The organism is Solirubrobacter deserti (assembly GCF_027587175.1).
GTDB lineage: Bacteria > Actinomycetota > Thermoleophilia > Solirubrobacterales > Solirubrobacteraceae > Solirubrobacter > Solirubrobacter deserti.
In genome coordinates this window covers 37,232-58,670 of sequence record NZ_JAPCID010000037.1, presented here as the reverse complement: position 1 = coordinate 58,670, position 21,439 = coordinate 37,232, and the positions used below count along the sequence as shown (strand labels likewise).

The 21,439-nt window shown below is 72.1% G+C and carries 23 protein-coding genes and 1 tRNA gene; 12 read left to right on the top strand and 12 right to left on the bottom strand.

Annotated elements, in window-relative coordinates; all coding sequences use genetic code 11:
- Positions 1-35 precede the first annotated feature (35 nt).
- Positions 36-578, top strand: coding sequence for an EGFR-like transmembrane domain-containing protein (locus OJ962_RS22680; protein WP_202955078.1), 543 nt, complete (start codon positions 36-38; stop codon positions 576-578).
- Between the two features lie 9 nt (positions 579-587).
- Here the strand turns inward: OJ962_RS22680 and OJ962_RS22675 are convergent, their stop codons facing one another.
- The 3 genes from OJ962_RS22675 to OJ962_RS22665 all read right to left on the bottom strand — a co-directional run bounded on the left by OJ962_RS22675 (position 588) and on the right by OJ962_RS22665 (position 4,028).
- Positions 588-2,645: a putative bifunctional diguanylate cyclase/phosphodiesterase gene (locus tag OJ962_RS22675; RefSeq protein WP_202955079.1), complete on the bottom strand. Its 2,058-nt coding sequence runs from the start codon at positions 2,643-2,645 to the stop codon at positions 588-590.
- Positions 2,646-3,119: a response regulator gene (locus tag OJ962_RS22670; RefSeq protein ID WP_202955080.1), complete on the bottom strand. Its 474-nt coding sequence runs from the start codon at positions 3,117-3,119 to the stop codon at positions 2,646-2,648. It lies immediately after the preceding gene.
- A 204-nt stretch (positions 3,120-3,323) separates the two neighbouring features.
- Positions 3,324-4,028 (bottom strand): peptidylprolyl isomerase, encoded by a 705-nt coding sequence (locus OJ962_RS22665; protein WP_202955081.1) that lies wholly within the window; start codon positions 4,026-4,028, stop codon positions 3,324-3,326.
- Positions 4,029-4,072: 44 nt separating this feature from the next.
- Here OJ962_RS22665 and OJ962_RS22660 point away from each other — a divergent pair.
- Positions 4,073-4,145 (top strand) — tRNA-Thr (locus tag OJ962_RS22660).
- Here the strand turns inward: OJ962_RS22660 and OJ962_RS34510 are convergent.
- Positions 4,101-5,138: a helix-turn-helix transcriptional regulator gene (locus tag OJ962_RS34510; protein WP_407697535.1), complete on the bottom strand. Its 1,038-nt coding sequence runs from the start codon at positions 5,136-5,138 to the stop codon at positions 4,101-4,103. The two genes, OJ962_RS22660 and OJ962_RS34510, sit on opposite strands and share 45 nt — an antisense overlap.
- 62 nt (positions 5,139-5,200) lie before the next feature.
- Here OJ962_RS34510 and OJ962_RS22650 point away from each other — a divergent pair, with 62 nt between their 5' ends.
- The 9 genes from OJ962_RS22650 to OJ962_RS22610 all read left to right on the top strand — a co-directional run bounded on the left by OJ962_RS22650 (position 5,201) and on the right by OJ962_RS22610 (position 10,296).
- Positions 5,201-5,647 (top strand): VOC family protein, encoded by a 447-nt coding sequence (locus OJ962_RS22650; protein WP_202955083.1) that lies wholly within the window; start codon positions 5,201-5,203, stop codon positions 5,645-5,647.
- Positions 5,648-5,798: 151 nt separating this feature from the next.
- Entirely contained in the window at positions 5,799-6,158 is a 360-nt protein-coding gene (locus OJ962_RS22645; RefSeq protein ID WP_202955085.1) for a hypothetical protein, read from the top strand.
- Between the two features lie 152 nt (positions 6,159-6,310).
- Positions 6,311-7,324: a helix-turn-helix domain-containing protein gene (locus tag OJ962_RS22640; protein ID WP_202955086.1), complete on the top strand. Its 1,014-nt coding sequence runs from the start codon at positions 6,311-6,313 to the stop codon at positions 7,322-7,324.
- 69 nt (positions 7,325-7,393) lie between these two features.
- Positions 7,394-7,849: a rhodanese-like domain-containing protein gene (locus OJ962_RS22635; protein WP_202955087.1), complete on the top strand. Its 456-nt coding sequence runs from the start codon at positions 7,394-7,396 to the stop codon at positions 7,847-7,849.
- A gap of 6 nt (positions 7,850-7,855) precedes the next feature.
- The gene (locus OJ962_RS22630; protein ID WP_270006616.1) at positions 7,856-8,341 is read left to right on the top strand and encodes a methylated-DNA--[protein]-cysteine S-methyltransferase; all 486 of its coding nucleotides are present in this window, start codon (positions 7,856-7,858) and stop codon (positions 8,339-8,341) included.
- Complete coding sequence (locus OJ962_RS22625; protein WP_202955088.1) at positions 8,338-8,715, top strand: nuclear transport factor 2 family protein; 378 nt, start codon at positions 8,338-8,340, stop codon at positions 8,713-8,715. Before OJ962_RS22630 ends, OJ962_RS22625 begins: the two co-directional genes overlap by 4 nt.
- Positions 8,712-9,179, top strand: a complete 468-nt coding sequence (locus OJ962_RS22620) for a rhodanese-like domain-containing protein (protein WP_202955089.1) — start codon at positions 8,712-8,714, stop codon at positions 9,177-9,179. Before OJ962_RS22625 ends, OJ962_RS22620 begins: the two co-directional genes overlap by 4 nt.
- Before the next feature lie 41 nt (positions 9,180-9,220).
- Entirely contained in the window at positions 9,221-9,772 is a 552-nt protein-coding gene (locus tag OJ962_RS22615) for an RNA polymerase sigma factor (protein WP_202955090.1), read from the top strand.
- On the top strand, positions 9,769-10,296 hold the full coding sequence (locus OJ962_RS22610; protein ID WP_202955091.1) for a hypothetical protein: 528 nt from the start codon (positions 9,769-9,771) through the stop codon (positions 10,294-10,296). The genes OJ962_RS22615 and OJ962_RS22610 overlap by 4 nt, the downstream gene beginning before the upstream one ends.
- A gap of 15 nt (positions 10,297-10,311) precedes the next feature.
- Here the strand turns inward: OJ962_RS22610 and OJ962_RS22605 are convergent, their stop codons facing one another.
- Positions 10,312-10,908 carry a TetR/AcrR family transcriptional regulator gene (locus OJ962_RS22605; protein WP_202955092.1) on the bottom strand — a complete coding sequence of 199 codons (597 nt, stop codon included), beginning with the start codon at positions 10,906-10,908 and terminating at the stop codon, positions 10,312-10,314.
- A 162-nt stretch (positions 10,909-11,070) separates the two neighbouring features.
- On the opposite strand from OJ962_RS22605, the gene OJ962_RS22600 reads away from it, so the two are divergent.
- Positions 11,071-15,306: a ThuA domain-containing protein gene (locus OJ962_RS22600; protein WP_202955093.1), complete on the top strand. Its 4,236-nt coding sequence runs from the start codon at positions 11,071-11,073 to the stop codon at positions 15,304-15,306.
- Here the strand turns inward: OJ962_RS22600 and OJ962_RS22595 are convergent.
- The 7 genes from OJ962_RS22595 to OJ962_RS22565 form a co-directional block, all read right to left on the bottom strand.
- Complete coding sequence (locus OJ962_RS22595; RefSeq protein ID WP_270006615.1) at positions 15,303-15,935, bottom strand: RES family NAD+ phosphorylase; 633 nt, start codon at positions 15,933-15,935, stop codon at positions 15,303-15,305. The two genes, OJ962_RS22600 and OJ962_RS22595, sit on opposite strands and share 4 nt — an antisense overlap.
- A gap of 11 nt (positions 15,936-15,946) precedes the next feature.
- A complete protein-coding gene (locus OJ962_RS22590) occupies positions 15,947-16,336 on the bottom strand; it encodes a hypothetical protein (protein ID WP_202955095.1) in 390 nt (129 codons plus the stop codon).
- A gap of 46 nt (positions 16,337-16,382) precedes the next feature.
- On the bottom strand, positions 16,383-17,081 hold the full coding sequence (locus tag OJ962_RS22585) for a GntR family transcriptional regulator (RefSeq protein ID WP_238931603.1): 699 nt from the start codon (positions 17,079-17,081) through the stop codon (positions 16,383-16,385).
- A gap of 188 nt (positions 17,082-17,269) precedes the next feature.
- Positions 17,270-19,426, bottom strand: coding sequence for an OmpL47-type beta-barrel domain-containing protein (locus OJ962_RS22580; protein WP_202955097.1), 2,157 nt, complete (start codon positions 19,424-19,426; stop codon positions 17,270-17,272).
- 41 nt (positions 19,427-19,467) lie between these two features.
- Positions 19,468-19,896 carry a hypothetical protein gene (locus tag OJ962_RS22575; RefSeq protein WP_202955098.1) on the bottom strand — a complete coding sequence of 143 codons (429 nt, stop codon included), beginning with the start codon at positions 19,894-19,896 and terminating at the stop codon, positions 19,468-19,470.
- Positions 19,893-20,729, bottom strand: coding sequence for an RNA polymerase sigma factor SigJ (sigJ, locus tag OJ962_RS22570; protein ID WP_202955099.1), 837 nt, complete (start codon positions 20,727-20,729; stop codon positions 19,893-19,895). The genes OJ962_RS22575 and sigJ overlap by 4 nt, the downstream gene beginning before the upstream one ends.
- A complete protein-coding gene (locus OJ962_RS22565) occupies positions 20,726-21,424 on the bottom strand; it encodes an SDR family oxidoreductase (RefSeq protein WP_202955100.1) in 699 nt (232 codons plus the stop codon). Before OJ962_RS22565 ends, sigJ begins: the two co-directional genes overlap by 4 nt.
- Between the last annotated feature and the right edge of the window lie 15 nt (positions 21,425-21,439).

Below are 21,439 nucleotides of genomic sequence, written 5' to 3'. Positions count from 1 at the left end.
ATCAACCCCGTTCAAGAGATGGAAGGAGGTCCCCGATGACCACCGGTGCCATTATCGCGATCGTCGTCGCGGCACTAATCGTCATCGCCATCGTGGCGTTCCTGCTCCCCCGCATGCGGCGCAAGGCGCAGATCCAGAAGCGCGAGCGCGAGCTCCAGCAGCGGCGTGAGCGCGTGGCGAACGAGCATCGTTCTGAGGCCGATCAGCGCGAACGAGAGGCCAGTCAGGCCGAGCAGCGCGCGCGCATCGCCCAGAAGGAAGCCGAAGCCCAGCGCGCCCAGGCCGAGCTCCACCAGGAGCGCGCCGGCCTGCACGAGAAGGGCATGGCCGACGACGAGCTGATCGACGACCACGAGCGCGACAAGTTCGCGGGCACGTCCGCGATGTCGGGGTCGCACGACCGCGACGGCAACGGCGTCGACGACCGCCGCGAGGCCATCACCGGCCGTGACGGCAACCGCGACGACTACGACCAGGGTCGCCGGGACCAGGCGATCGAGGACCAGAACAACCGCCCCGCGCGCTTCGACCGCGACAACGTCGCCGCGGAGAGCCCCCGCGAGGAGCAGCGCCGGTAGCAAGCGTCGCTAGGCGAGCACACCACTCTCCAGCATCGCTCGCGCCTCGCCGGCGCTGAGCGGTGCGGAGATGTGGAAGCCCTGGGCGAACTCGCAGCCCAGCACCTTCAGGTAGTCGAGCTGCTCGCGCTTCTCGACGCCGTCCGCGATCACCTCGAGCCCGAGGTTGTGCGCGAGGCCCACGACGGCCCGCACGATCTCGAACGCGCCGGCGTCCATCCCGATGCCGGCCACGAGGGCGCGCGAGACCTTGATCGCGTCGCCCGGGAAGCGGTGCAGGAGCCGCAGCGGCGACGCGCCGGTGCCGAAGTCGTCGATGTGCGTGCGCACTGAGAGCTGCTCCAGCGCCTGGTCGAGCACGCGGCGAGTGGCGTCGTCGGCGCGGCCGCGGGAGAGGTCGTGCTCGCTCACCTCGAGCCTGAGCGCGCGCGGGTCCAGGTGCGTGGTGCGCAGGATCTCGTCGAGCATGGCGATGAAGCCGGGCTCGGACAGCTGGCGGGCGGAGACGTTGACGCCGATCGTCAGGCCCGCGCCGCGCGGCAGCAGCCGCCACTGCGCGAGCTGGGCGCACGCGGTCTCGAGCACCTGGCGGCCGAGCGGGATCGAGAGCCCGGTCTCGTCCGCCATCGCCAGCACCTCCGCGGGCTCGCCGGTCGGCCAGCGGCAGGAGGCCTCGAAGCCGACGACGCGGCCGGTCGCGGCCTGGGTGATCGGCTGGTAGACGACCTCCAGCGCGTTGGTCTCGACCGCCCGCCGCAGATCGCCCTCCAGATCGAGGCGGCGCATCACCTGCTGGTGCATGGCCGCGTCGAACACGGCGTGGCGGCCCTTGCCGTCGGCCTTGGCGCGGTACATGGCGACGTCGGCGTCACGCATCACCTGCTCGGGCGAGGACTTCGCGGTGGCGAGCGCGATCCCGATCGAGGAGTCGATGAACAGCTCCCGGTTGTCGATCACGAACGGCGCCTTCAGGCTCTGCAGCACCCGTTCCGCGATCACGGTGGCCTCGCGCGGGTCCGAGACGTCGTCGAGCAGGAGCGTGAACTCGTCGCCCGACAGGCGGGCGACGGTGTCGTTGGGCCGCAGCGCCGCCTCCAGCCGGCGTGCGACCTTCTGCAGCAGCTGGTCGCCGGAGGCGTGGCCGAGGCTGTCGTTGATGACCTTGAAGCGGTCCAGGTCCAGGAAGAGGACGGCGGCGCAGGTCGCGGGGTGACGGCGCTGCGCGCGGCGGATCGACTGGTCCAGGCGGTCCAGGAACAGCACGCGGTTGGGCAGGCCGGTGAGCGCGTCGTGGAGCGCGTCGTGCTGGAGGCGACGCTCGGACTCGCGCCGGTCGGTCGTGTCCGTGATCGTGCCGACGACCCGCGTGGCCTTGCGGGCGCTGTCGCGGACGGCGGTCGCGCGCGAGAGCATCCAGCGGTAGGTGGAGTCGCGGTGCTGGACGCGGTGCTCGAACTCGAACCGCTCGGCGGCGCCGCTGACGAACGCGTCTAGCGCCTGCGTGAGCGGCGCGCGGTCGTCGGGATGCACGCGGCCGAGCCACTCGCCCCGCTGCTCGCCGATCTCGCAGTCGCGGTAGCCGAGCAGCGCCTTCCAGCGCGGGGAGTAGTGGACGCGGTCGGCCGTCACGTCCCAGTCCCAGAGACCGTCGCCGGAGCCCTCGTGCGCGAGCGCGCTGCGCTCCTCGGACGCCTTCAGCCTGTCCAGCGCGCGCTGGTGGGTGAGCGCGTAGCGGACCGAGTGCTCGAGCCGGTCCGTGCTCAGGCCCGCGATGTGCAGGAAATCCGCGATCCCGGCTTCGGCGGCGCGCGCGTCGGCCGGCTTGTCGATGTGGTGGCTGAGGACGATGACTGGCGCCGGCGTGCCGACCAGCTCGGTCGCGAGCGTGAGCCCGTCCGCTCCCGGCGGCGCGATCTCGCGGTCGACGAGGATCACGTCGTAGGCGTTCGCGGCGACGGCGGTGTGCGCCTCGTCGGCGGTGTGGACGTGGTCGATCTGCGCGTGCTTGAGCAGGGCGCAGATCGGGGCGTGGTGCGCGTCGTCGGCCGCGACGGCCAGGACGCGCATCTACTCGCCGCCCGGCGGCAGCTCCGCCGTGTCCAACCAGTACGCGGTGAACACCTTCATCAGACGCACGAGCGCGAGGAATGTGACGGGCTTGACGATGTAGGTGTTGGCGCCCGCGTCGTACCAGGCGCCGACGATCTCCGGGTCGTCGGTGTCGCCGAGCACGACCAGCGGGATGCGCTTGGTGCGCGGGTCCGCCTTGATCGCCGCGACCGCCTCCTTGCCGGGCGGCGTGCCCGGCAGCGCGGCGTCGATCACGATCAGGCTCGGGACCGGGGTCACCGCCCCTTCGGTGGCTCCTGCGCGCTGGAGGTAGGCGAGCAGCGCATTGCCGTCGCCGACCGTGCGCATGTCCGTGACGCTGCGGCCCTCGAGCAGCGCGTCCCGCGCCATCGAGCGGTAGTCCTCGGACGCGTCCGCGAACAGCACCGTCGGCAGCGCCGGAATGCGGAAACGCTGAAAGCGATCGCTCACGCCCGCCCCCCGCTCATCGTGGGGCGGAGGACCATCCGTGGCCACCGCATACGTCAAGTTGCTCCTTCGATCCATCGACTGCGGGCGCATCCGATCGCCCGACAAAACGGTTGTCGTGACCGACCTTAGGCCGCGCCGAATTGTTCAGCAACGGGCACCGGGGAAGTTCGGCGTATGTATGAGTTTGCCGCCCTGTACTTGGGTTCAGGGCGCTCCCTGGCCACTCGGCGGTGTGCCGCAATGCTCAACGGAGACGTAGCCGGGCGCGCACGTCGTCCTTTCGCGCCACTTTGCGGTAAATTGGACGCGGAAGTCCGCCAGCGCACGCTCCTGCGCCTCGGTCGCCAGCCGCTCCCAGGCGGTCGCCTCCTGCTGCGCGCGCGGCAGCGGCCGGGCCGGCGCGTGCCGGATGACCTTGAACACGGCCCGCCCGTAGCGCGTGAGCCGGTTGGGGCGCGCGCGGAAGATCGCCCGGCCCACGGCGTGCGTGTCGGTGCGGTCGAACTCGCGGACCTCCCCGCCGAGCGAGGAGAAGCTCGCACCGCGCCGGAGCTTGGTCAGCGCCGCTCGCGCCGCGCGGCGGTTGTTCGTCGCGAGGTACCGCACCGTGCGCCGCTCGGGGCTGGACTGGGGGTTCGCGTCCACGTACGCCTTCACCTGCTCGGGCGTGACGGACTTCGCGGCCGGCTCGGCGATCTGCGCGTTGATCGCGGCCTGCAGCAGCTCGTGCCGCAGATCGGGGTCGGTCTCGGTCTCGACGATCCCACGCTCGCGGGCCTCGCCCTCGACCCAGTGGCGCTCGATCAGCGTCGCGAGCCGGTTCCCCGCGATCTCCCGCTCCTCGATGGTCTCGCTGTAGCCCGGCCCGGCGACCGTCACAGCCACCGCAAGCGCGACGAACTTCAACACGGGCCCAAATGTAGTTGCGCCTTCGCTACCCTGCGTTCCCGCGTGCCGTCATAGCTCAGCTGGTAGAGCACTTCACTCGTAATGAAGGGGTCCCCGGTTCGAGTCCGGGTGACGGCTCCTCTCGAAAGCCCCGGTCGCCGGGGCTTTCGTCGTCTTGGGGCGCGCTGCCGTCGCGGCGTTGCGGGCCGCCAGCTGAGCGAAGGCGTGCGTGAGCTCGGACGGGCCGATGACCTCGATGTCGGTGTCGAAGCGGTTGAGCGAGGCAGCCAGCCCGATCCAGGACCACGAGCCGGCTTCCAGGACGCAGCGGTCGGGGCCGAGCGGCTCGACCGTGCCGTCGGCGGCGAACGGCCGCACCTCGGTGGCCGGGCGGTGGAGGATGGCCCTGCCGGTGCAGGGCCAGCGGTCGGCCTGATCGGCGCCCTTGAACCGCGCGGCCACGAACTCGGCGACGTCGCCGGCGGGGAGCTCGCGCGCCGCGAAGCGCGGGCCGGTGTGGGCCCGCGGGGTCATGCGGTCGGCGCGGAAGATCCGCCAGTCGTCGCGGTCGAGGTCCCACGCGACCAGGTACCAGCGGCCCTGGGCGGTGACGAGGTGGTGCGGCTGCACCGTGCGCAGCGCCGTGTCCTCGCCGGAGTGGCTCGCGTAGTCGAAGCGCAGCACCTCGCGGGCGCGGGTCGCGGCCGACACCGCGATCAGCACGTCGGGCGCCACCGCCGCCGGGTTGGCAAGGGTGGTGAACGACAACGCGTCGAGCCGGTGCCGCAGGCGCGACGGCATGATCTGCCGGACGGTGGTGAGCGCCCGGAGGGCCGCTTCCGCGATGCCCGCCCCCGTGGCGGTGGCGGCCTGGAGTGCGACCGCCAGTGCGACGACCTGCTCGTCGTCGAACAGCAGCGGCGGGAGCTCGCTGCCCGCCTGCAGCCGGTAGCCGCCGTCCGGCCCCAACGTGGCGCCGATGCTGTAGCCCATCGCGCGCAACCGGTCGATGTCGCGACGGACGGTGCGGTGGGTGATCTCCAGCCGCTCGGCGAGCACGGCGCCCGGCCACTCGCGCCCGGTCTGCAGCAGGGACAGCAACGTGAGGAGACGTGAGGTGGTCGTCGACACCGCCACGAAACTATTCCACGTATAGGACCGGAACGGTCCTATACGGGTGCGAGAGTCGAACCATGAGCATCAAGACGACGACGCACCTCAACTTCACCGGCGACGCCCGCGCGGCGCTGGAGTTCTACGCGTCCGTGTTCGGCGGTCAGCCCGTCATCCGGACCTACGGCGACTTCGGCATGCCCGAGGACGCGCCCGGCGCCGGCAACGTCGTGTTCGGCGAGGTCGCGAGCGACAGCGGGTTCCGGGTGATGGCCTACGACATCCCGGGCCGCGGCGGCGGCGCGCGGGACAACGCGACCCGGCGTGAGAACGGCGTCACGCTCACCGACCAGCCGTTCTTCGTCTCCGTCAGCGGCGAGACCCTCGACGAGGTGCAGGGCCACTGGGACGCGCTCTCCGCCGGGGCGACGATCGTCGAGCCGCTCGCGGCCTCGGCCTGGAGCGCCGGCTTCGGGATGCTCACCGATCGCTTCGGCGTGACGTGGATCCTGGGCGTCGACGGATAGTCGCTCGCCGTCGGAGGCCGCCTACGCTCAGGCGTCGTGTCCGGCGAGCGTCCGCCACGGTTCGACTACGAGGAGCGCGTGCGGCTGGTGCGCGTGACGGGCGACGCTCGAGAGCGTCGACCCGCGGCCCGGCGGCGAGTGGCGCGACGACGTGCTGCTGTGGCTCGTCACCGACGCCTCGGAGCCGGAGGCGCTCGCCGCGCTCGCCGGCTCGGTGACGCAGCGCTTGTCGGCGCTGCCCGAGGTCGACGACGTCGCGTACCGCATCGACCCGCCCGACGCCCTCACCGTGTGGGTGTGGAGCACCGGCGACGCGCTCGAGCTGTTCGGGCGCATCGTCGGGCTCGCGGCCTCCGGGTGGGAGCACCGCGACTCGGTGTTCATCGGCTCGCGCTGGACGCGATCGCGCGCCGCGCCGGAGTTCTTGGTCCCGGGCATCCACGAGGCGGATGTCGCCTACCGGCGCTGGACCGGGCCCGCCCGCCGATCGCGCGCTGAGCTGACCGGCTGAGGGGCGAAACCCCCACGCGGGGTCCGGAGCGCGGCCGTCGAGCCACGTGGGTGAGCCAGGCGCGGCGCTCGAAGTCGAGCGATCGATGAGTTGGCCGAAAATCGACGCACCGTGTCTCGAATGCCACCCTGCCGCGGGTCGATACTGCCGGCGTGAGCTTTCGACGACAGGCGCTGCACCCTGTGTCCGACCCACCGGCCGCGCATCGCGTGAGCGTGCTCGTGCACGACGGCATGGCGCCGTTCGAGCTCGGGATCGTGACCGAGGTCTTCGGCCTCGCGCGGCCCGAGCTGGACGTCGCGTGGTGGTACGAGCTGTCGGTCGTGGCCGAGCGCGCCGGCACGCCGCTCGGCAGCATCGGCGGTCTGCGCCTGTCCGCCGAGCACGGCCTTGAACGTCTCGCGAGCAGCGACACCGTGATCGTGCCGGCCTGGCCGCCCGATCGCGAGGCGTCGCCGGCCGTGCTGGCGGCGGTGCGGGCGGCGCACGCGGGCGGCGCACGGCTGGTCTCGATCTGCTCGGGCGCGTTCCTGCTCGCTCAGGCCGGTGTGTTGGACGGCCGCACGGTCGCGACGCACTGGCGGTACGCCGACGCGCTGGCGCAGCGGTTCCGGCGCCTGCGCGTGAACTCCGACGTCCTGTACGTGGACTGCGGGGACGTCGTCACCTCGGCCGGCAGCGCGGCGGGGATCGACGCCTGCCTGCACGTGGTGCGCAACGACCACGGCAGCGCGGTGGCCAACGTCGTCGCCCGCCGGCTCGTGATCGCGCCGCACCGCGACGGCGGACAGGCGCAGTTCATCGAACGGCCGGTGGGTGCGGCGGACGCCGACGACCTGCTGCGCGAGGCGATGGAGTGGGCGCTCGCCCATCTCGGCGAGCCGATCCGCGTCGAGGACCTCGCCCGGCGCGCGTTCATGTCGCCGAGGACCTTCACGCGTCGCTTCGCCCAGGCGACCGGCACGAGCCCGCTGCGATGGCTGATCGAGCAGCGGGTGGCGGCCAGCCTGGCGCTACTGGAGTCCACGACGCACCCCGTGGATCACGTCGGCACGTTGGTCGGCTTCACGCACACGGCCACGTACCGCCACCACTTCGCGCGGATCATGCGGACCTCGCCGTCGGCGTACCGGCGGGCGTTCCGCGAGCGCCGGCGTTCCGCGTAGGCGCGAACCACGCGGGATCCGGCCGGTTTCGCTCTGGCGCAGGACCCCCCGCCGCCAGAGAATCCACGTATGTCGACCATCGCCCAGCGCGCCTCGCGCGTCTCCCAGATCGCTCCCGCGCCGCCCGAGATCGCCCACCGCCACTTCGTCGACCGCCTGAGCGTGGAGACGGACTGCGCGGACGTCGCCGCCGACCTCGCCGAAGAGATCGCCGACTACACGGTCGTCGACGTGCGCGGGCGCGCCAGCTACGAGCGCGCGCACGTCCCGGGCGCCCTCAACGCTCCCTCGGGCGAGATCGACGCGACGGTCGCCGCCGCGTTGCCGGAAGGCCTGCTCGTCGTCTACTGCTGGGGGCCGGGCTGCAACGGCGCGCACAAGGCTGCGCGCGCTCTGACGGCTGAGGGGCGGCAGGTCAAGGAGATGATCGGCGGGATGGAGTACTGGATCCGCGAGGGTCAGCCCATCGCGGGGACGCAGGCCGAGGCGCTGATCGACCGGGCGGACCATGCGCTCGTCGGGTGAGCGGCCGTGCCGCGCGTGTGGTTCGACTACGCCCCGAGCCCGGTCGGTCCGTTGCTGCTGACGACGGACCGCAGCTGGCGCTTGACCGGGCTGTACTTCCACGAGCATCGCGGCGGGCCTCGGCCTGACGGCTTCTGGACCCGTGCCGGCGCGCCGTTCCAGACGGTGCGCGCGCAGCTGGCCGAGTACTTCGCCGGCGAGCGGACCACGTTCGACGTGCCGCTCGCGGCGGTCGGCACACCGTTCCAGCGCACGGTGTGGGACGAGTTGCGCGCCATTCCGTACGGTCACACGCGCACCTACGGCGAGCTGGCCGAGCGGTTGGGCCGGCCGTACGGTGCCCGCGCGGTCGGCAGCGCCAACGCCCGCAATCCGATCTCGATCATCGTCCCGTGCCACCGGGTGGTCGCGGCCGACGGCGGCCTCACCGGCTTCGGCGGCGGCATGGAGCGCAAACGCCGCCTGCTCGAGCTCGAACGGCGGGCGGCGTGAGCAACGCCGAACTGCTCGCGCGGTTCTCGGCGGCGTGGCTGGCCAAGGACGTCGACGCGCTGATGGCGCTCGTCACCGACGATTGCGTGTACGCCGCGTCCGTCGGTCCCGAACCGGGCACGACGTTCCGCGGGCGCGCGGCGGTCCGCGCGGGCTTCGAGCAGCTGCTGGCCTACGACGCCGAGGCCGAGAACCGCGCCGGCGAGAGCTTCGTCGTCGGCGACCGCGGCTTCGCCGCCTGGGAGTACGTGTACACCGACGCGACCGGGGCGACGCAGACCGTCCGCGGTTGCGACCGCTTCGTGTTCCGCGACGGCCGTGTGGCCGTCAAGGACGCCTTCCGCAAGACCTTCGACAGCAAGGATCACGCATGACCACCGCCACGCCACCGTCCCGCGTCAGCGCCGTGCCCGTCGGCGACCTCGACGCCGCCAGGGCGTTCTTCGACCAGCGCCTCGCCTACGAGACCGACCCGGCGGACATCGCGGCCGACCTGGCGGAGGGGCGGGTGGACTACACGCTGATCGACTGCCGCGCCCGCAACGCGTACGCCAAGGCGCACCTGCCCGGGGCGATCAACCTGCCGCACGCCGAGATGACCGACGCCACGATCGCCGAGCTGCCCGACGGGCTGCTGGTCACCTACTGCTGGGGTCCGGCATGCAACGCCGCCACCAAGGGCGCTCAGAAGCTGCTCGCCGCCGGGCGCGAGGTCAAGGAGATGATCGGTGGCTTCGAGTACTGGGTGCGGGAGGGCAGCCCGGTCGAAGGGCGCGGTCGCGGCAAGCTCGCCTACGAGAAGGACACCACGGGGCTGGTCCTGCTGCAGGAGGACTAGCGCCGGTGTAACGGTCGTGGCGGCCTGAGGCATGAGTAGCCATGGACGCCAGCGATGCACAGCTGTTGCGGGCCGCCGCGCGGGATCCAGAGGCGTTCGGCGTGTTCTACGACCGCTACGCCGCAGCGCTGCTGGCGTGGTTCATGCGCCGGACCGGAGACCCGGTGCTGGCGGCGGACCTGACGTCCGAGACCTTCGCGAAGGCCTTCGCCTCCCGGCGCAGCTACCGCGATACCGGCGCACCCGCCGTCGCGTGGCTGTTCGGCATCGCCCGCCACGAGCTGGGGCGGTTCGCGCGCCGGCGACGCGTCGACGACCGGGCGCGCCGTCGCCTCGGGATCGCCAAGAGCGAGTACGACGACGCGTCGCTGGAGCGGATCGAAGAGCTCGCCGATCTCGACGTCGCACGGGCCGCGATCAGCGCCGCCATGGCCGCCCTGCCGCCCGAGACGGCGCAGGCGCTGACGTTGCGCATCGTCGAGGAGTTGTCCTACGACGAGGTCGCCGAGCAGCTCGGGTGCAGCACGGGAGCGGCGCGCGTCCGCGTCACGCGTGGCTTGAGACGACTGGCCAGGAGCCTGGAGGAGCAATGATCGAGCGTCCGCTCATCGACGTCATGCGCCACGAGCTGGTGGCGGGAATCGCCCACCGCCGCCGCCGCCGGCGCCGCCGCCGCGTCGCGGCCTCGGGCGGCGTCGCTCTGACCCTCGCGGCGGCGCTCGTGCTGGCCCCGGGCGCGCGCCAGCCGACCGCGTCCGCACTCGCGATCGAGCGCGCCGGGGCATGGGTCGAGCTCCGGATCGTGGACGCCGCCGCCGGCTCGGACAAGATGACCCGCGAGCTGCAAGCGGCCGGAATCGCCGCCGAGGTCCGGGTGGTGCCGGTGCCGGCCGAGATCGCCGGCACCTGGGTCTGCGTCGCCGAGCTCCCGGTCACGCTGCCGGAGCCGCGCGACACGGTGCGGCTCGACGAGGTCGAGTACACGGCCACGACCATCCGCGTCGCGTCGGACTTCGCCGACGAGCCGCATACGGGTCGCTTCGTCTTCTTCGCCGGCCGGCCCGCGAACCCGGGTGAGGCCGAGCAGTCCGAGCCGTGCAGGACGATGACGCGGTGACCGTTCCGCCGCGCTCTAGGGCCTGAGCCCGCGGAGGAACGCGGCGAACGTGTCCTCGATGTGCAGCGGCTGCTCGTCGAGGTGCTGCTGCATCTGCAGGCCGTCCATGACGGCGACGAGCACCGCGGCGAGTTGCTCGGGCGCGATCGTGTCGACCATTGCGCCCTCGGCCTGGGCTTGAGCGATCCACTCCGCGAAGCCCTCGCGGGCAGCGCGGTAGCGCCTGCGGAAGTGCTCGTGCGCCGGGTGGTCAGCGTCGATGCTCTCCGCCGAGAGGATCGTGAAGAGCCGGCCGAGGTGCTCGCGCTCGGGCTTGGCCGTGTGGCGCATGACCGCGTCGAGGACGGCGGCGAAGCCCGCGTCGGTCTCAGCGACGGTCTCCGCGAGCGCCTTGTCCTCCTCGTCGCGCTGCTCGAGGACGGCGACGAGCAGCTGGACCTTGGAGGGGAAGTGGTGCAGCAGGCCCTGACGGGTCACGCCGGCCTCCGCGGCCACGGCGTCGATCGCGGTGCCGCGGAAGCCGCGCGCCGCGAACGCGTGCATCGCGGCCTCGATGATGCGGTCGCGGGTGGCGCGGCCTTCGGGGGTGGTGTAGCTCGGCGTGCGGGCCATGGCGGCCCTTCACCGTAGCCATAGAACCGCTTCGGGCGGGGACTGTAAGAACCTGCGTGCGTCAGTTGACGGAACGACCTACAGGTAAGTAGGCTGCGCCGCCTCGACGCGGATCGGTCGCCACCGGCCCGTGGATGTCCACTGGGAGAGGAGATGTGGGTCGTGCGACTCACGAAGTCATTCGCGTGCCTGTTGGCATGCGCCGCCGCGGCCGGGGTCAGCGCGCAGGGCGCACAGGCGGCCGCGACCACCGCGAAGCTGCGCTCGGTCAGCTCGCCGCCGCCGACCGCGCTCGCGCCGGGCGAGGAGCTCACGCTGAGCGGCCAGATCACCAACCGCACGCGCAAGAGCGCGAAGGCGCGCGTCACCGTGACGCTGCAGACGGCCAAGTCGGCCACGGCGATCAGGCTCTCGTCGAAGTCGACGGGCACCATCAAGGCGGGTCGGACCGCCGGCTATCGCCTCAAGCTCACGCTGCCCGCGGTGCTCAAGGACGGCACGTACCTCGTGCGCACGTGCGCGAAGATCGGCACCGGCGCTGATTCTTGCCGCTACGCGAGCCGCAAGCTCAGGCTCGCGGTGGGCGGGCCGCAGACGAACCCGGTGCCCGCGCCGACGCCGACGGCGACCCCGGGCACGCCGGCCGCCACCGCGACGCCGGTCGCGACCGCCACGGCGACGGCGACGGCGACCGGGGAAGTCACCGCCACCCCGACCGCCACCGCCACGGCGACGGCGACCCCCACCGCAACGGCCACGGCCACGGCGACCCCGCTCCCGCAGCCGGGCACCTCCGACGGCCCAGTCTTCGACGTCCTCGTCTTCACCGGCACCGCGGCCGCGGCCGCCTACCAGAGCGGCCTCGACGCCCTCAACGCCGTCGCGGGTGACGGCGGCTTCCGCGTCCACCACACCGCCGACGCCACCGTCTTCACCGAGGACAAGCTCAAGCAGTACCGCGCCGTCGTCTTCCTCGGCGACATCGGCGCGCCGCTCAACGCCGCGCAGGAAGCTGCGTTCGGCGCCTACTACAAGGCCGGCGGCGGCTTCTTCGCGGTCGGCTCCGCGATCGAGTCCGAACCGGAGTGGGACTACCTGACCGAGCTGCTCGGCACGCGCGCCGACGGCGCGCCCGTCGCCGCGGCCAGCGCGACGGTCAAGGTCGCCGACCGCGTCCACCTCGCGAGCCGCTCGCTGCCCGAGTACTGGACCCGCAGCGATCGCTTCTACAACTTCACCGAGAACGTCCGCGGCGTCGCGCACGTGCTCGCCACCGTCGACGAGACCACCTACAGCGGCGGCACGATGACCGAGCTCGCCGACCACCCGGTCGCGTGGTGCAAGGACTACGAGGGCGGCCGGTCCTTCTACACGAACATCGGCGCCGACGGCGACCTGACCGACGCCCGCGCGCGCAAGCACCTCGCGGGCGCGATCCAGTGGACCGCCGGCGAGGCCGACCCGGTCTACAGCGACTGCGGCGCGACCGTGCTCGCGAACTACCAGCAGACCAAGATCTCGGCCAACCCGAACCTCAACGAGCCGATCGGCATGGAGACGCTGCCCGACGGCCGCGTCCTGCAGACCGCGCGCGGCGGTCAGCTGCGCCTGCACGACCCGAAGGACGGCACGTCCAAGGTCATCGGCACGCTGGACGTCTACACCAACAGCGAGGACGGCCTGTACGGCCCGGCGATCGACAACGACTTCGCCGCCAACCACTGGGTCTACCTCTACTACTCGCCCAAGACGGTCGAGAACGTCAAGCAGTCCAACGGCACCACCAAGACGATCACGACCCCGCCGAACGACTCGGCGCCCACCACCGCGCCGAACCTGCGCGCGTGGGACCCGTACGTCGGGTACTTCCAGCTCAGCCGCTTCAAGTTCGTCGACGGCGCCAACCCGACGCTCGATCTGAGCTCCGAGCAGAGAATCATGCGCGTCGACAACAACCGCGGCGCGTGCTGCCACGTCGGCGGCGACATCGACTTCGACACCGCGGGCAACCTGTGGCTGGTCACGGGCGACGACACGCCGTCGGGCGCGGGCAACTCGGGCGGCTTCTCCCCGCACAACGACCAGAAGACCGACGAGACGCAGACGGTCCGCGCCACCGCCCCGTTCAGGCTGACCTTCAACGGCCAGACGACGGCGGAGATCGCCGCCAACGCCAACGCGGCCGCGATCAAGGCCGCGCTCGAGGCGCTCTCGACGATCGACGCGGGCGACGTGATCGTCACCGGCACCGCGGCCAACGCCTCGATCCAGTTCGACGGCCAGTACGCGGAGACCAACGTCGCCCCGCTGACGGCCACCGGCGCCACCGTCACCACCACGCAGGAGGGCGACTGGTTCCAGGCCCCCTACGCCGACGCCCGCCGCACCTCCGGCAACACCAACGACCTGCGCGGCAAGGTCCTGCGCATCAAGGTCTCCGACGACGGCAGCTACTCCAGCCCTTCAGGGAACCTGTTCCCGGAGTCGCAGGACAGCGCGGGCAAGACCCGTCCCGAGATCTACGCGATGGGCTTCCGCAACCCGTTCCGGATCCAGGTCGACCACAACGACGTCGCCTACGTCACCGACTACTCGCCGGACGCCGCCACGCCGGAGACGTTCCGCGGCCCGGCCGGCACCGGCCGCGTCGAGATCGTGCGCGAGCCCGCCAACTACGGCTGGCCGCTGTGCGTCGCGCCCGAGCTCCCGTACTACCGCTGGAACTTCAACACGTCCAAGCCGCTGGACGCCACGCCGACCCAGTACGAGTGCGGCAACCCGGACAAGGGCCCGGACAACACCTCGCGCTGGAACACGGGCGCGAACCTGGACCCGGCCACCGCGCCCGGCTCGCCGAAGGTCCCGCCGATCACGCAGCCCGACATCTGGTACTCGTTCCGCGACAACGCCACCCCGGCGCTGGGCACGCCGTGCCTGGCCTCCTACGACGGCTCGGGCGGCACCTGCCCGCAGCGGTTCCCGGAGCTCTACACCACAGGCGTGGCCCCGCACGGCGCGGCGCCGTACCGCTACGACGACGCCAATCCGAATACGACGAAGTTCCCGCCCTACTACGACGGCGCGTTCGTCCTGGGTGAGTTCAACGTCGACACGCTGCGCGAGGTCCGGCTCGATTCCAAGGACCGGATCTTCAAGATCAACCGCATGCTCGACTGCGGCGTCGCGCTCTCGAGCACGTCCAAGCTCCCGTTCGAGTGCGACAACCCGATGGACATGCACTTCGGCGCCGACGGGTCCTTCTACCTGCTCACCTACGGCGACGGCTTCTTCCAGGCCAACCCGGACGCCGGCCTGTACCGGTGGGAGTACGTCAAGGGCCAGCGCGCGCCGCAGGCCACGATGAACGCGAGCATGAGCAACGGCGTCACGCCGCTCAGCGTGCAGTTCTCCAGCGAGGGCTCGCGGGACCCGGACCCGGGGGACTCGATCCGGTTCGCCTGGGACTTCGACGGCAACGGCACGGTCGACTCGACCGACCCGAACCCGACGCACGTCTACACCACCAACGGCGTCTACACGGCCAAGCTGACCGTGACCGACTCGGCGGAGAAGACGGACACCAAGACGCTGCAGATCGTCGTGGGCAACACCGCGCCGAGCATCGAGATCACGACGCCGCTCGAGGGCGACTTCTTCGAGTGGGGTGACCGGATCCCGTACACGGTCACGGTCTCCGACCCCGAGGACGGGCCGATCGACTGCTCGAAGGTGGTCACGACGTTCGTGCTCGTGCACGACACGCACGGCCACGCCGAGGAGGCCAAGACCGGCTGCTCGGGCACGCTGCAGACGCTGGCCGAGGACGCCTCGCACGGCGGCTACATCGCGGGCGGCATCTCCGCGACCTACGCCGACCAGGGTGCCAACGGCCAGCCCGCACTGTCGGCCACCGACCAGAACGTGGTCCAGGTGCGCCGCCAGCAGGTCGAGTACGTGCAGGAGCACGAGGGCACGTCGGTCGGCGCGTCGACCGAGTCCGACCCCGGCGGCGGCCAGATGCGCAACGGCCTGGACGACGGCGACTGGTTCGCGCTCAACCGGTCCGTGAATCTCAGCCACATGGACAAGCAGGTCAACATCCGGTTCGCCGGCCCGGGCTCGTTCCCGCCGATCATCCCGGTGACCCCGACCGGCACGGAGCTCGCGGACGTCGAGGTGCGTGACGGCAGCCCGACCGGCCCGGTGCTGACCAAGGTGCGCCTGAAGTCCACGGGTGACCTCAACACGTGGCAGACGTTCAGCGCCCCGCTCGACTACGAGGGCTCCAAGCGCCTGTACTTCGTGTTCAAGGCGCTGCCCGGCGGGCCGATCGTCCCCTACATCGGCTGGGGCTCGGTCAACTGGGTGTCCTTCAGCGGCCCGGGGGTCGCCGGCTAGGAGTCCAGCGCGAGGTTGTACTCCTCGCACACGCGGCCGAGCTCCGGCAGGGGCTCGGTCAATGGGAGCGGTTCGCCGTCCGCGGCGAACCGCGCCCGACCCTCCATCAACGCGATGCACGGCCCGTCGTCCAGGTTGGAGCGAAACCAGATGCCGGCCGCCCCGCGCATGTAGAGGTCGCGCGCGATCGTCTGCGAGACGACGCGGATCTTGGAGCGGATCTCCGAGATGTTGAGCTGGGTCATGCCGTGCTCGGCGAGCAGCCGGGCGTGGCGGGTGGCGAGCTTCTCGCGCAGCGCGGGATCGTCGATGTCGACGAGCTCGCCTTCGTGCTCGACGCGCGCGGGCGCGAGCTGGTGCGAGCGCCGCCACGCGGCCGTCACGGCGCGGCCCGGCACCCGCAGCGCCTCCACCGGGACGCCCTGCGCGAGCTGGAACTGCGCGAAGTCGGCCCGCGCCTTGACGTTCGGGCGCAGATCGGCGAGCACCTCGCGCAGCGCCGTGAGCTTGTGCTCGGAGCCGTAGATGGTCCGGTACTCGCGCATCGGGTCGTCGAAGCGGTGCTGCCAGGAGCAGAACTCGTAGGGCGTGTAGTCCAGCGGCGCGTCGGCGTGCCCGACCCGCCACACGCGCTCGCTCTTCACGCGCGAGCGCGCGCGAAGGCCTTGGCGGCGGGCACGACCATGCGCAGATCGTCGAGCGAGCGCGCGTGGCGCAGCACCCAGGCCGGCGCCTCGTCGTCCAGGCGCGAGTTGGAGCCGAAGAACCAGGCCTCGGCGGTCGCTTCGTCGTAGGCGGTGACCAGCAGCCGCGCGGCGCGGTAGGCGTCGCGCAGCCTGAGCCGCGTCATCTGGCCCTTCGGCGGCGTGCCACCCTCGATCCACTTGGCGACCTGCGCCGCGCCCTTGACGCCCGCCACGTACGCCGTGGCCTGCGCGCCCAGGTGGTCGGAGAGGAAGCGCGCGATCTCCGAGATCGGAGCGGTGGTGCCCTCGCGTTCGATCAACGCGGGATCGAGCAGCTGCGCCATCGCCGCCAACTATACCCCGAAAACAGGGCTGAAACGAGGGTGGAAACTACGCGCGACGGCGCGCGAGGGCGCGCGCGCCGCCCAGGTGCGTGCGCAGCAGCTCGGCGGCCTTCTCGCCCTCGCCGTTCGCGAGCGCCTCGGTGATCGCGCGGTGCTCGACGATGAACCGCTCGATCCGGGACGGGTCGCGGGCGACGGTCGTGGCGGCGATCCTCTGGTGGCGGTCGGCCAGTGCGTCGTAGGAGCGGGCGAGCAGGACGTTCCCCGCGGCGGCGATGATCGCGCGGTGGAAGCGCCGGTCGGCCTGGGCGAAGCCGGCGCCGGCGGAGCTGAGCGCGCGCTCCTGCGCGGCGATCGCCTCCTCGAGCTGGGCGGTCAGCTCCTCGCCGCCGGTCTCCGCCGCGCGGCGGGCGCAGTGGCACTCGATCAGCTCGCGCGCCTCGTGGACGTCGTCCGCCTCGGAGGCGGAGATCGGCACGACCAGCGCGCCGCGCCGGGGATAGAGCTCGACGAGCCCTTCGGCCTCCAGCTGCCCGAACGCCTGCCGCAGCGGCGTGCGGCTGATCCCGAGCTCGCGCGCGAGCGCGTTCTCGCTCAGGAGCGTCCCGCCGGGGAAGCGGCCGTCGAGCAACCGTTCCTTCACATGGGCGTAGGCGCGCTGCGCCGCGCTTTGGACGGCCGGTACAGCATCAGTGGACGAAGGGACTATCGACACGGCAACCGAACCAGCTATGGTAGGAGACATCTTGGATGCAAGTTGGCTCCAAGTTGACTCTCCTCCCCAAACCGAAGCGCCCGCGGCTCGCTCCCCTGAAACAAGAGCCGCGGGCGCGCTCCTCCCACAACTGAAAGGAGCGCACCTATGACCGGTGTGATCTTTTTGCTGGCCGTCTCCGCCCTCCTCGGCGGGTCGCTGGTCCTGTCTCGTGACGCCTAGGGCGTCGATGTCGACAGCGTGAATGTCAGCGTCCGGCTGTAGCTGCCGGTGCACAGGGCGTCGCCGGCGCCGATCGCCTGCTTGAACGCGATCGTCGTAGCGGCGTTGGACACCGGGCCGGTCCAGGCGGCCGGTGTCAGCTCCACCTGCAGCGGCTGCGGCAGCTGGAAGGGCCCGTTGGCCAGATGGCCCGGGTCCGAGACCGTCAGCTCGGCGCTCCCCGCCGTGCTGATGACGTTCGCGGTCGTCTGCGCCGTGTAGACGTTCGGCACGCCGGGCACGAACGGCTCGAAGCGGGCCGAATCGCCCAGCGTGAGCGCGAGCGTCGGCGCGACGGTGCCGCCGACGGTGCTGTCGACGGGCGTCTCGAGGTCGTAGACGTTGAACGTCGTCGTGTGGACCTTCGTGTTGCCACGGAGGTCGGTCGCGCGCAGCTCGAGCGTGTGGCCGTTCGGCTCGAGCACCTGGAACGGAGCCGTGTAGGGCGTCCAGGCGCCGCCGTCCAGGCGGTACTCGATCGAGTTCGCCTCGACGCCCACGCCCCACCCGTCGTCCGCGGTCAGCGTGACGGTCGGGTTGTGGTGCCAGCCGTTGACGGCGGCGGGAGTGAACGAGGCGGTGACGTTCGGCGCGTCGACCTCGATCTCCCGCAGCGCCGCCCGGATGTCCGGCAGCGGCCCGACCAGGCGCGTGCCGGTCTGGGGCGTGCCGGTGCGGCGCAGCAGGTCGCGCAGCTGGGCGCTCGTGTAGGGCGCCTGGGCTGTGGCCTTCAGGTACGACTGCACGGCCACGATCGCGTTGACGACGATCGGGCCGGCGCCGGACGTGCCGCTGAACGACCGCGTGTAGCGGCGGGTGAGCATCTCCGGCGCGGTGCCGCCGAACAGGTTCCCGCCGCTGCCCGTGGTGGTGATGTTCTGGCCCCAGCCCTGCAGGTCCACCCGCGTGCCGTGCGAGGAGAAGTTGAGCGCGGCGCGCGTGGTGGAGCTGCCGGCGCCGCCGATGATCGCGCCGGAGTCCCGCACGCTGCGGTCGAAGCGGCCGAGCATGTTCGCCCCGTCGAGGTCCTGGCCGCCGTTGCCGCCGGTCTCCATCACGACGATCCCGAGGTTCGACAGCGCCTTGATCGCGTCGAAGTTCGCCTGGTTCCACTCCACCGGCACGTACGCCGTGCCGCCGGCGGGCCCGACCGTCTGCTGCTCGATCAGCACCACGTCGCCCGCCTTCAGGAACTGCGCGACGTAGGTGAGCGCGCCGGAGACGCTGTACTGCAGGCGCCCGTTGTTGTTGCGCTGGGGCGAGATGCCGCGCATCGTCGCGTCCGGCACGCCGCCGGTGACGCCGAACCCGTTGTCCTTGGCCACCATCTCCCCGAACACGGCCGTGCCGTGCTCGTCGGCGAAGTTGCGGTACTGGACGTAGGTCGTCTTGCCCAGGTCGGTCGCGATCGGGTCCAGCTGCAGGTCCTCGTGCTCGGCCGTCCAGTAGTACTCGAGGTCGGCGATCGTCACGCCCGCCCCGCGCGTGCGCGGGTCCTGCAGCGAGAAGTCGGCGTCGACGCCGGCCGGCGCGGGCCGGTTGTAGCCCTGCAACGCGGTGAAGTCGGGCGTCGGGTTCGTCTGCTGCGGCGGCGGCGCCGCGTCGGGCGCGACGTAGGCCTCCGTGACCTGGCCCGAGGCCAGCAGGTCCGTGATCGTCGCGTCGGGGTCGGTGCCGGCCGGCAGCCTGAGCTGGTGCCAGGCACCCAGGTCGGGGATCGGCTTGCCGGTCTGCGCGCGTGCTCGCGCGTCCAGCTCGTCGAGGTCGACGCCGACCACGAGCGGGTCGAGATCGCCGCGCAGGCGACTGCGGTCGGCGAGCTTGACTTCGAGCACGACGTTCGGCTCCACCGGCTCGACCGACCCGTCGGAGGCGACGAGCCGCGTCGTGTCCTCGTGCAGCGCACCCGCGCGCATCAGCTTCTGCTTGTCGTAGTGGGCGATCACCTCGCCCTCGTCGAGCCCGGCCCGCTCGGGCGGGACCCCGGCGATCGTGGCGCCGGGATCGGTCACCGTGACGGGCACCAGCCCGGGCGACGCGAGGTTGACCGGGCCGGCGTACGCGGCGGGCGCGGACACGGCCGGCAGGAGGGCGGCGGCGAGAAAGCGCTTCATTGCGCGCCACCCTTTCACCGGTGGCCGCGCGGGGCGAGCGCCTACGTGCGGAAAGCGCGCTCGCGCGGTTCGACGTTTGTCGCTATCAACACGAGCGCGAGGATCGGAAACGCGACGACGGCGAGCAGGCCCGTCGTCTGGGCGATCGCGTCGCCGGTCGAGAAGCCGTCCAGATGCGTGATGTGGAAGTACGCGTGGAGCGCCGCCGAGGCGGTCCATGCGACGCACAGCGGGACGATCAGCGCCCGGGCGAGCGTGACCGCCGCCCACGCGAACAGGATCGCGAACGCGAGATAGAAGCCGCCGACGTCACGGATCAGGTGCTCGTTGTACGGCGGCAGCAACTCGACCCAGCCGCGGCCGAGCGGGAACGAGGCGTAGAACGAGCTCGGGCCGAGCGTCCCCTCCAGGCCGGGCAGGAGCGCGGACACGGCGACGGCCGCGAGCGAGATGCGCAGGGCGAGGGTCATCGCAGCTTCTCCGGGTTGCGCTGGAAGTCGATCCGGGTGATGCGTCCGGCGTCGACCGTGAAGCTCACGACGGAGTGGATGCCGTCGCGGCCGTGGCCGGCGAGGCCGGGCAGGCCGTTGATGTCGACCAGCTCCATCTCGGCGCCCCGGCCGAGCGCAGTGATGGCCTTCGCGACGCGCTCGGCGCCCTCGATCGGCTTGCGCGCCGCGTTCACGATCCCGCCGCCGTCGCTGGTGAGCACGACATCCGGGTGCAGCACACCGAGCAGGGCGTCCATGTCGCCCTCCTGCGCGGCGCTCGTGAAGGCGTGGATGATCTCGCGCTGCTGCGCGGGCGTGGCCGGGAAGCGCGGGCGGCGCGCCTCGACCGCCTTGCGCGCCCGCGACGCCTGCTGGCGGGCAGCCCCGGACGAGACGCCGAGCGCGCTCGCGACCTCGTTGAACGAGTAGCCGAACACGTCGTGGAGCACGAACGCCGCGCGCTCGGGCGCCGACAGCGACTCGAGCACCACGAGCAGCGCGAGGCTCACGTCTTCGCCGCGCACGGCGACCTCCTCCGGGCCGGGATCGGCGGACACGATCGGCTCGGGCAGCCACGGCCCGACGTAGGCCTCGCGTCGCACGCGCGCGGACTTGAGGGCGTCGAGGGCGAGACGCGAGACCGTGGTGATCAGCCACGCCTCGAGGTCGCGGACCTGGTCCGCGTCGACGCGCTGCAGCCGCAGCCATGCGTCCTGCAGCACGTCCTCGGCCTCGGCGAGGCTGCCGAGCTGGCCGTACGCGATCCGCAGCAGCCGCGGGCGCAGCGCCTCGAACCGGTCGGCCGACGTCACGCGGCCGCCAGGTAGTCGTCGAACGTCACCGTGCCGTGCGGCGCGGTCGCGCTCGTCAGGCCGCCGGCGCGCAGCGCGCGGGAGGCGGGGAGCGGAAGCGGGACGGCGTGCGAGCCGGTCGCGGTCCGCCAGCGCTTGGCCAGCTCACGCACGCTCACGACCTCCGGGCCGGTGAACTCGGCGATGGTGAACGTCGGCGCGGCCTCGGCCGCCACGGCGAGCGTCCGGCCGACCTCGCGCGGGTCGACGGGCTGCATCGGCGCGCCCAGGGACGGGACGACGCCGAGCTTTGCGCTCTTGGCGAAGATCGCCGCCACGAACGGGTGGAACTGCGTCGCGCGCAGGATCGTCCACGGCACGCCGCCGTCGCGGATCGCGGCCTCCTGCTCGAGTTTGAGCTTGTAGTACGGACCACCGACGCGGTCGATGCCGACGATCGACACGCCGATGTGGTGCTGGACGCCCGCCGCCCGCTCGGCGCGCAGCAGCCGCTGGGTGCCGTCGACGAGCACCTTGCGGGTGCCGCCCGCGGCGTCGATGACCACGTCCGCGCCGGCGAGGGCGCGTTCGAGCCCTTCGCCCGTGACGAGGTCGACGGGGTACTCCGGCGCGTGCCGGGAGAGCACGCGGACGGCGTGCCCGCGCTCGGTCAGCGCGCGCGCCGCTGCGGCGCCGACGGTTCCGGTTCCACCCACGATCGCGATGTTCAT

What these genes read in the sequence shown, in the direction of transcription:
- OJ962_RS22680 (WP_202955078.1), top strand. Translation starts at nt 36, where the DNA reads ATGACCACCGGTGCCATTATCGCGATCGTCGTCGCGGCACTAATCGTC.
- OJ962_RS22675 (WP_202955079.1), bottom strand. Translation starts at nt 2,645, where the DNA reads ATGCGCGTCCTGGCCGTCGCGGCCGACGACGCGCACCACGCCCCGATC.
- OJ962_RS22650 (WP_202955083.1), top strand. Translation starts at nt 5,201, where the DNA reads ATGAGCATCAAGACGACGACGCACCTCAACTTCACCGGCGACGCCCGC.
- OJ962_RS22635 (WP_202955087.1), top strand. Translation starts at nt 7,394, where the DNA reads ATGTCGACCATCGCCCAGCGCGCCTCGCGCGTCTCCCAGATCGCTCCC.
- OJ962_RS22620 (WP_202955089.1), top strand. Translation starts at nt 8,712, where the DNA reads ATGACCACCGCCACGCCACCGTCCCGCGTCAGCGCCGTGCCCGTCGGC.
- OJ962_RS22615 (WP_202955090.1), top strand. Translation starts at nt 9,221, where the DNA reads ATGGACGCCAGCGATGCACAGCTGTTGCGGGCCGCCGCGCGGGATCCA.
- OJ962_RS22610 (WP_202955091.1), top strand. Translation starts at nt 9,769, where the DNA reads ATGATCGAGCGTCCGCTCATCGACGTCATGCGCCACGAGCTGGTGGCG.
- OJ962_RS22605 (WP_202955092.1), bottom strand. Translation starts at nt 10,908, where the DNA reads ATGGCCCGCACGCCGAGCTACACCACCCCCGAAGGCCGCGCCACCCGC.
- OJ962_RS22590 (WP_202955095.1), bottom strand. Translation starts at nt 16,336, where the DNA reads ATGGCGCAGCTGCTCGATCCCGCGTTGATCGAACGCGAGGGCACCACC.
- OJ962_RS22585 (WP_238931603.1), bottom strand. Translation starts at nt 17,081, where the DNA reads ATGTCTCCTACCATAGCTGGTTCGGTTGCCGTGTCGATAGTCCCTTCG.
- OJ962_RS22580 (WP_202955097.1), bottom strand. Translation starts at nt 19,426, where the DNA reads ATGAAGCGCTTTCTCGCCGCCGCCCTCCTGCCGGCCGTGTCCGCGCCC.
- OJ962_RS22575 (WP_202955098.1), bottom strand. Translation starts at nt 19,896, where the DNA reads ATGACCCTCGCCCTGCGCATCTCGCTCGCGGCCGTCGCCGTGTCCGCG.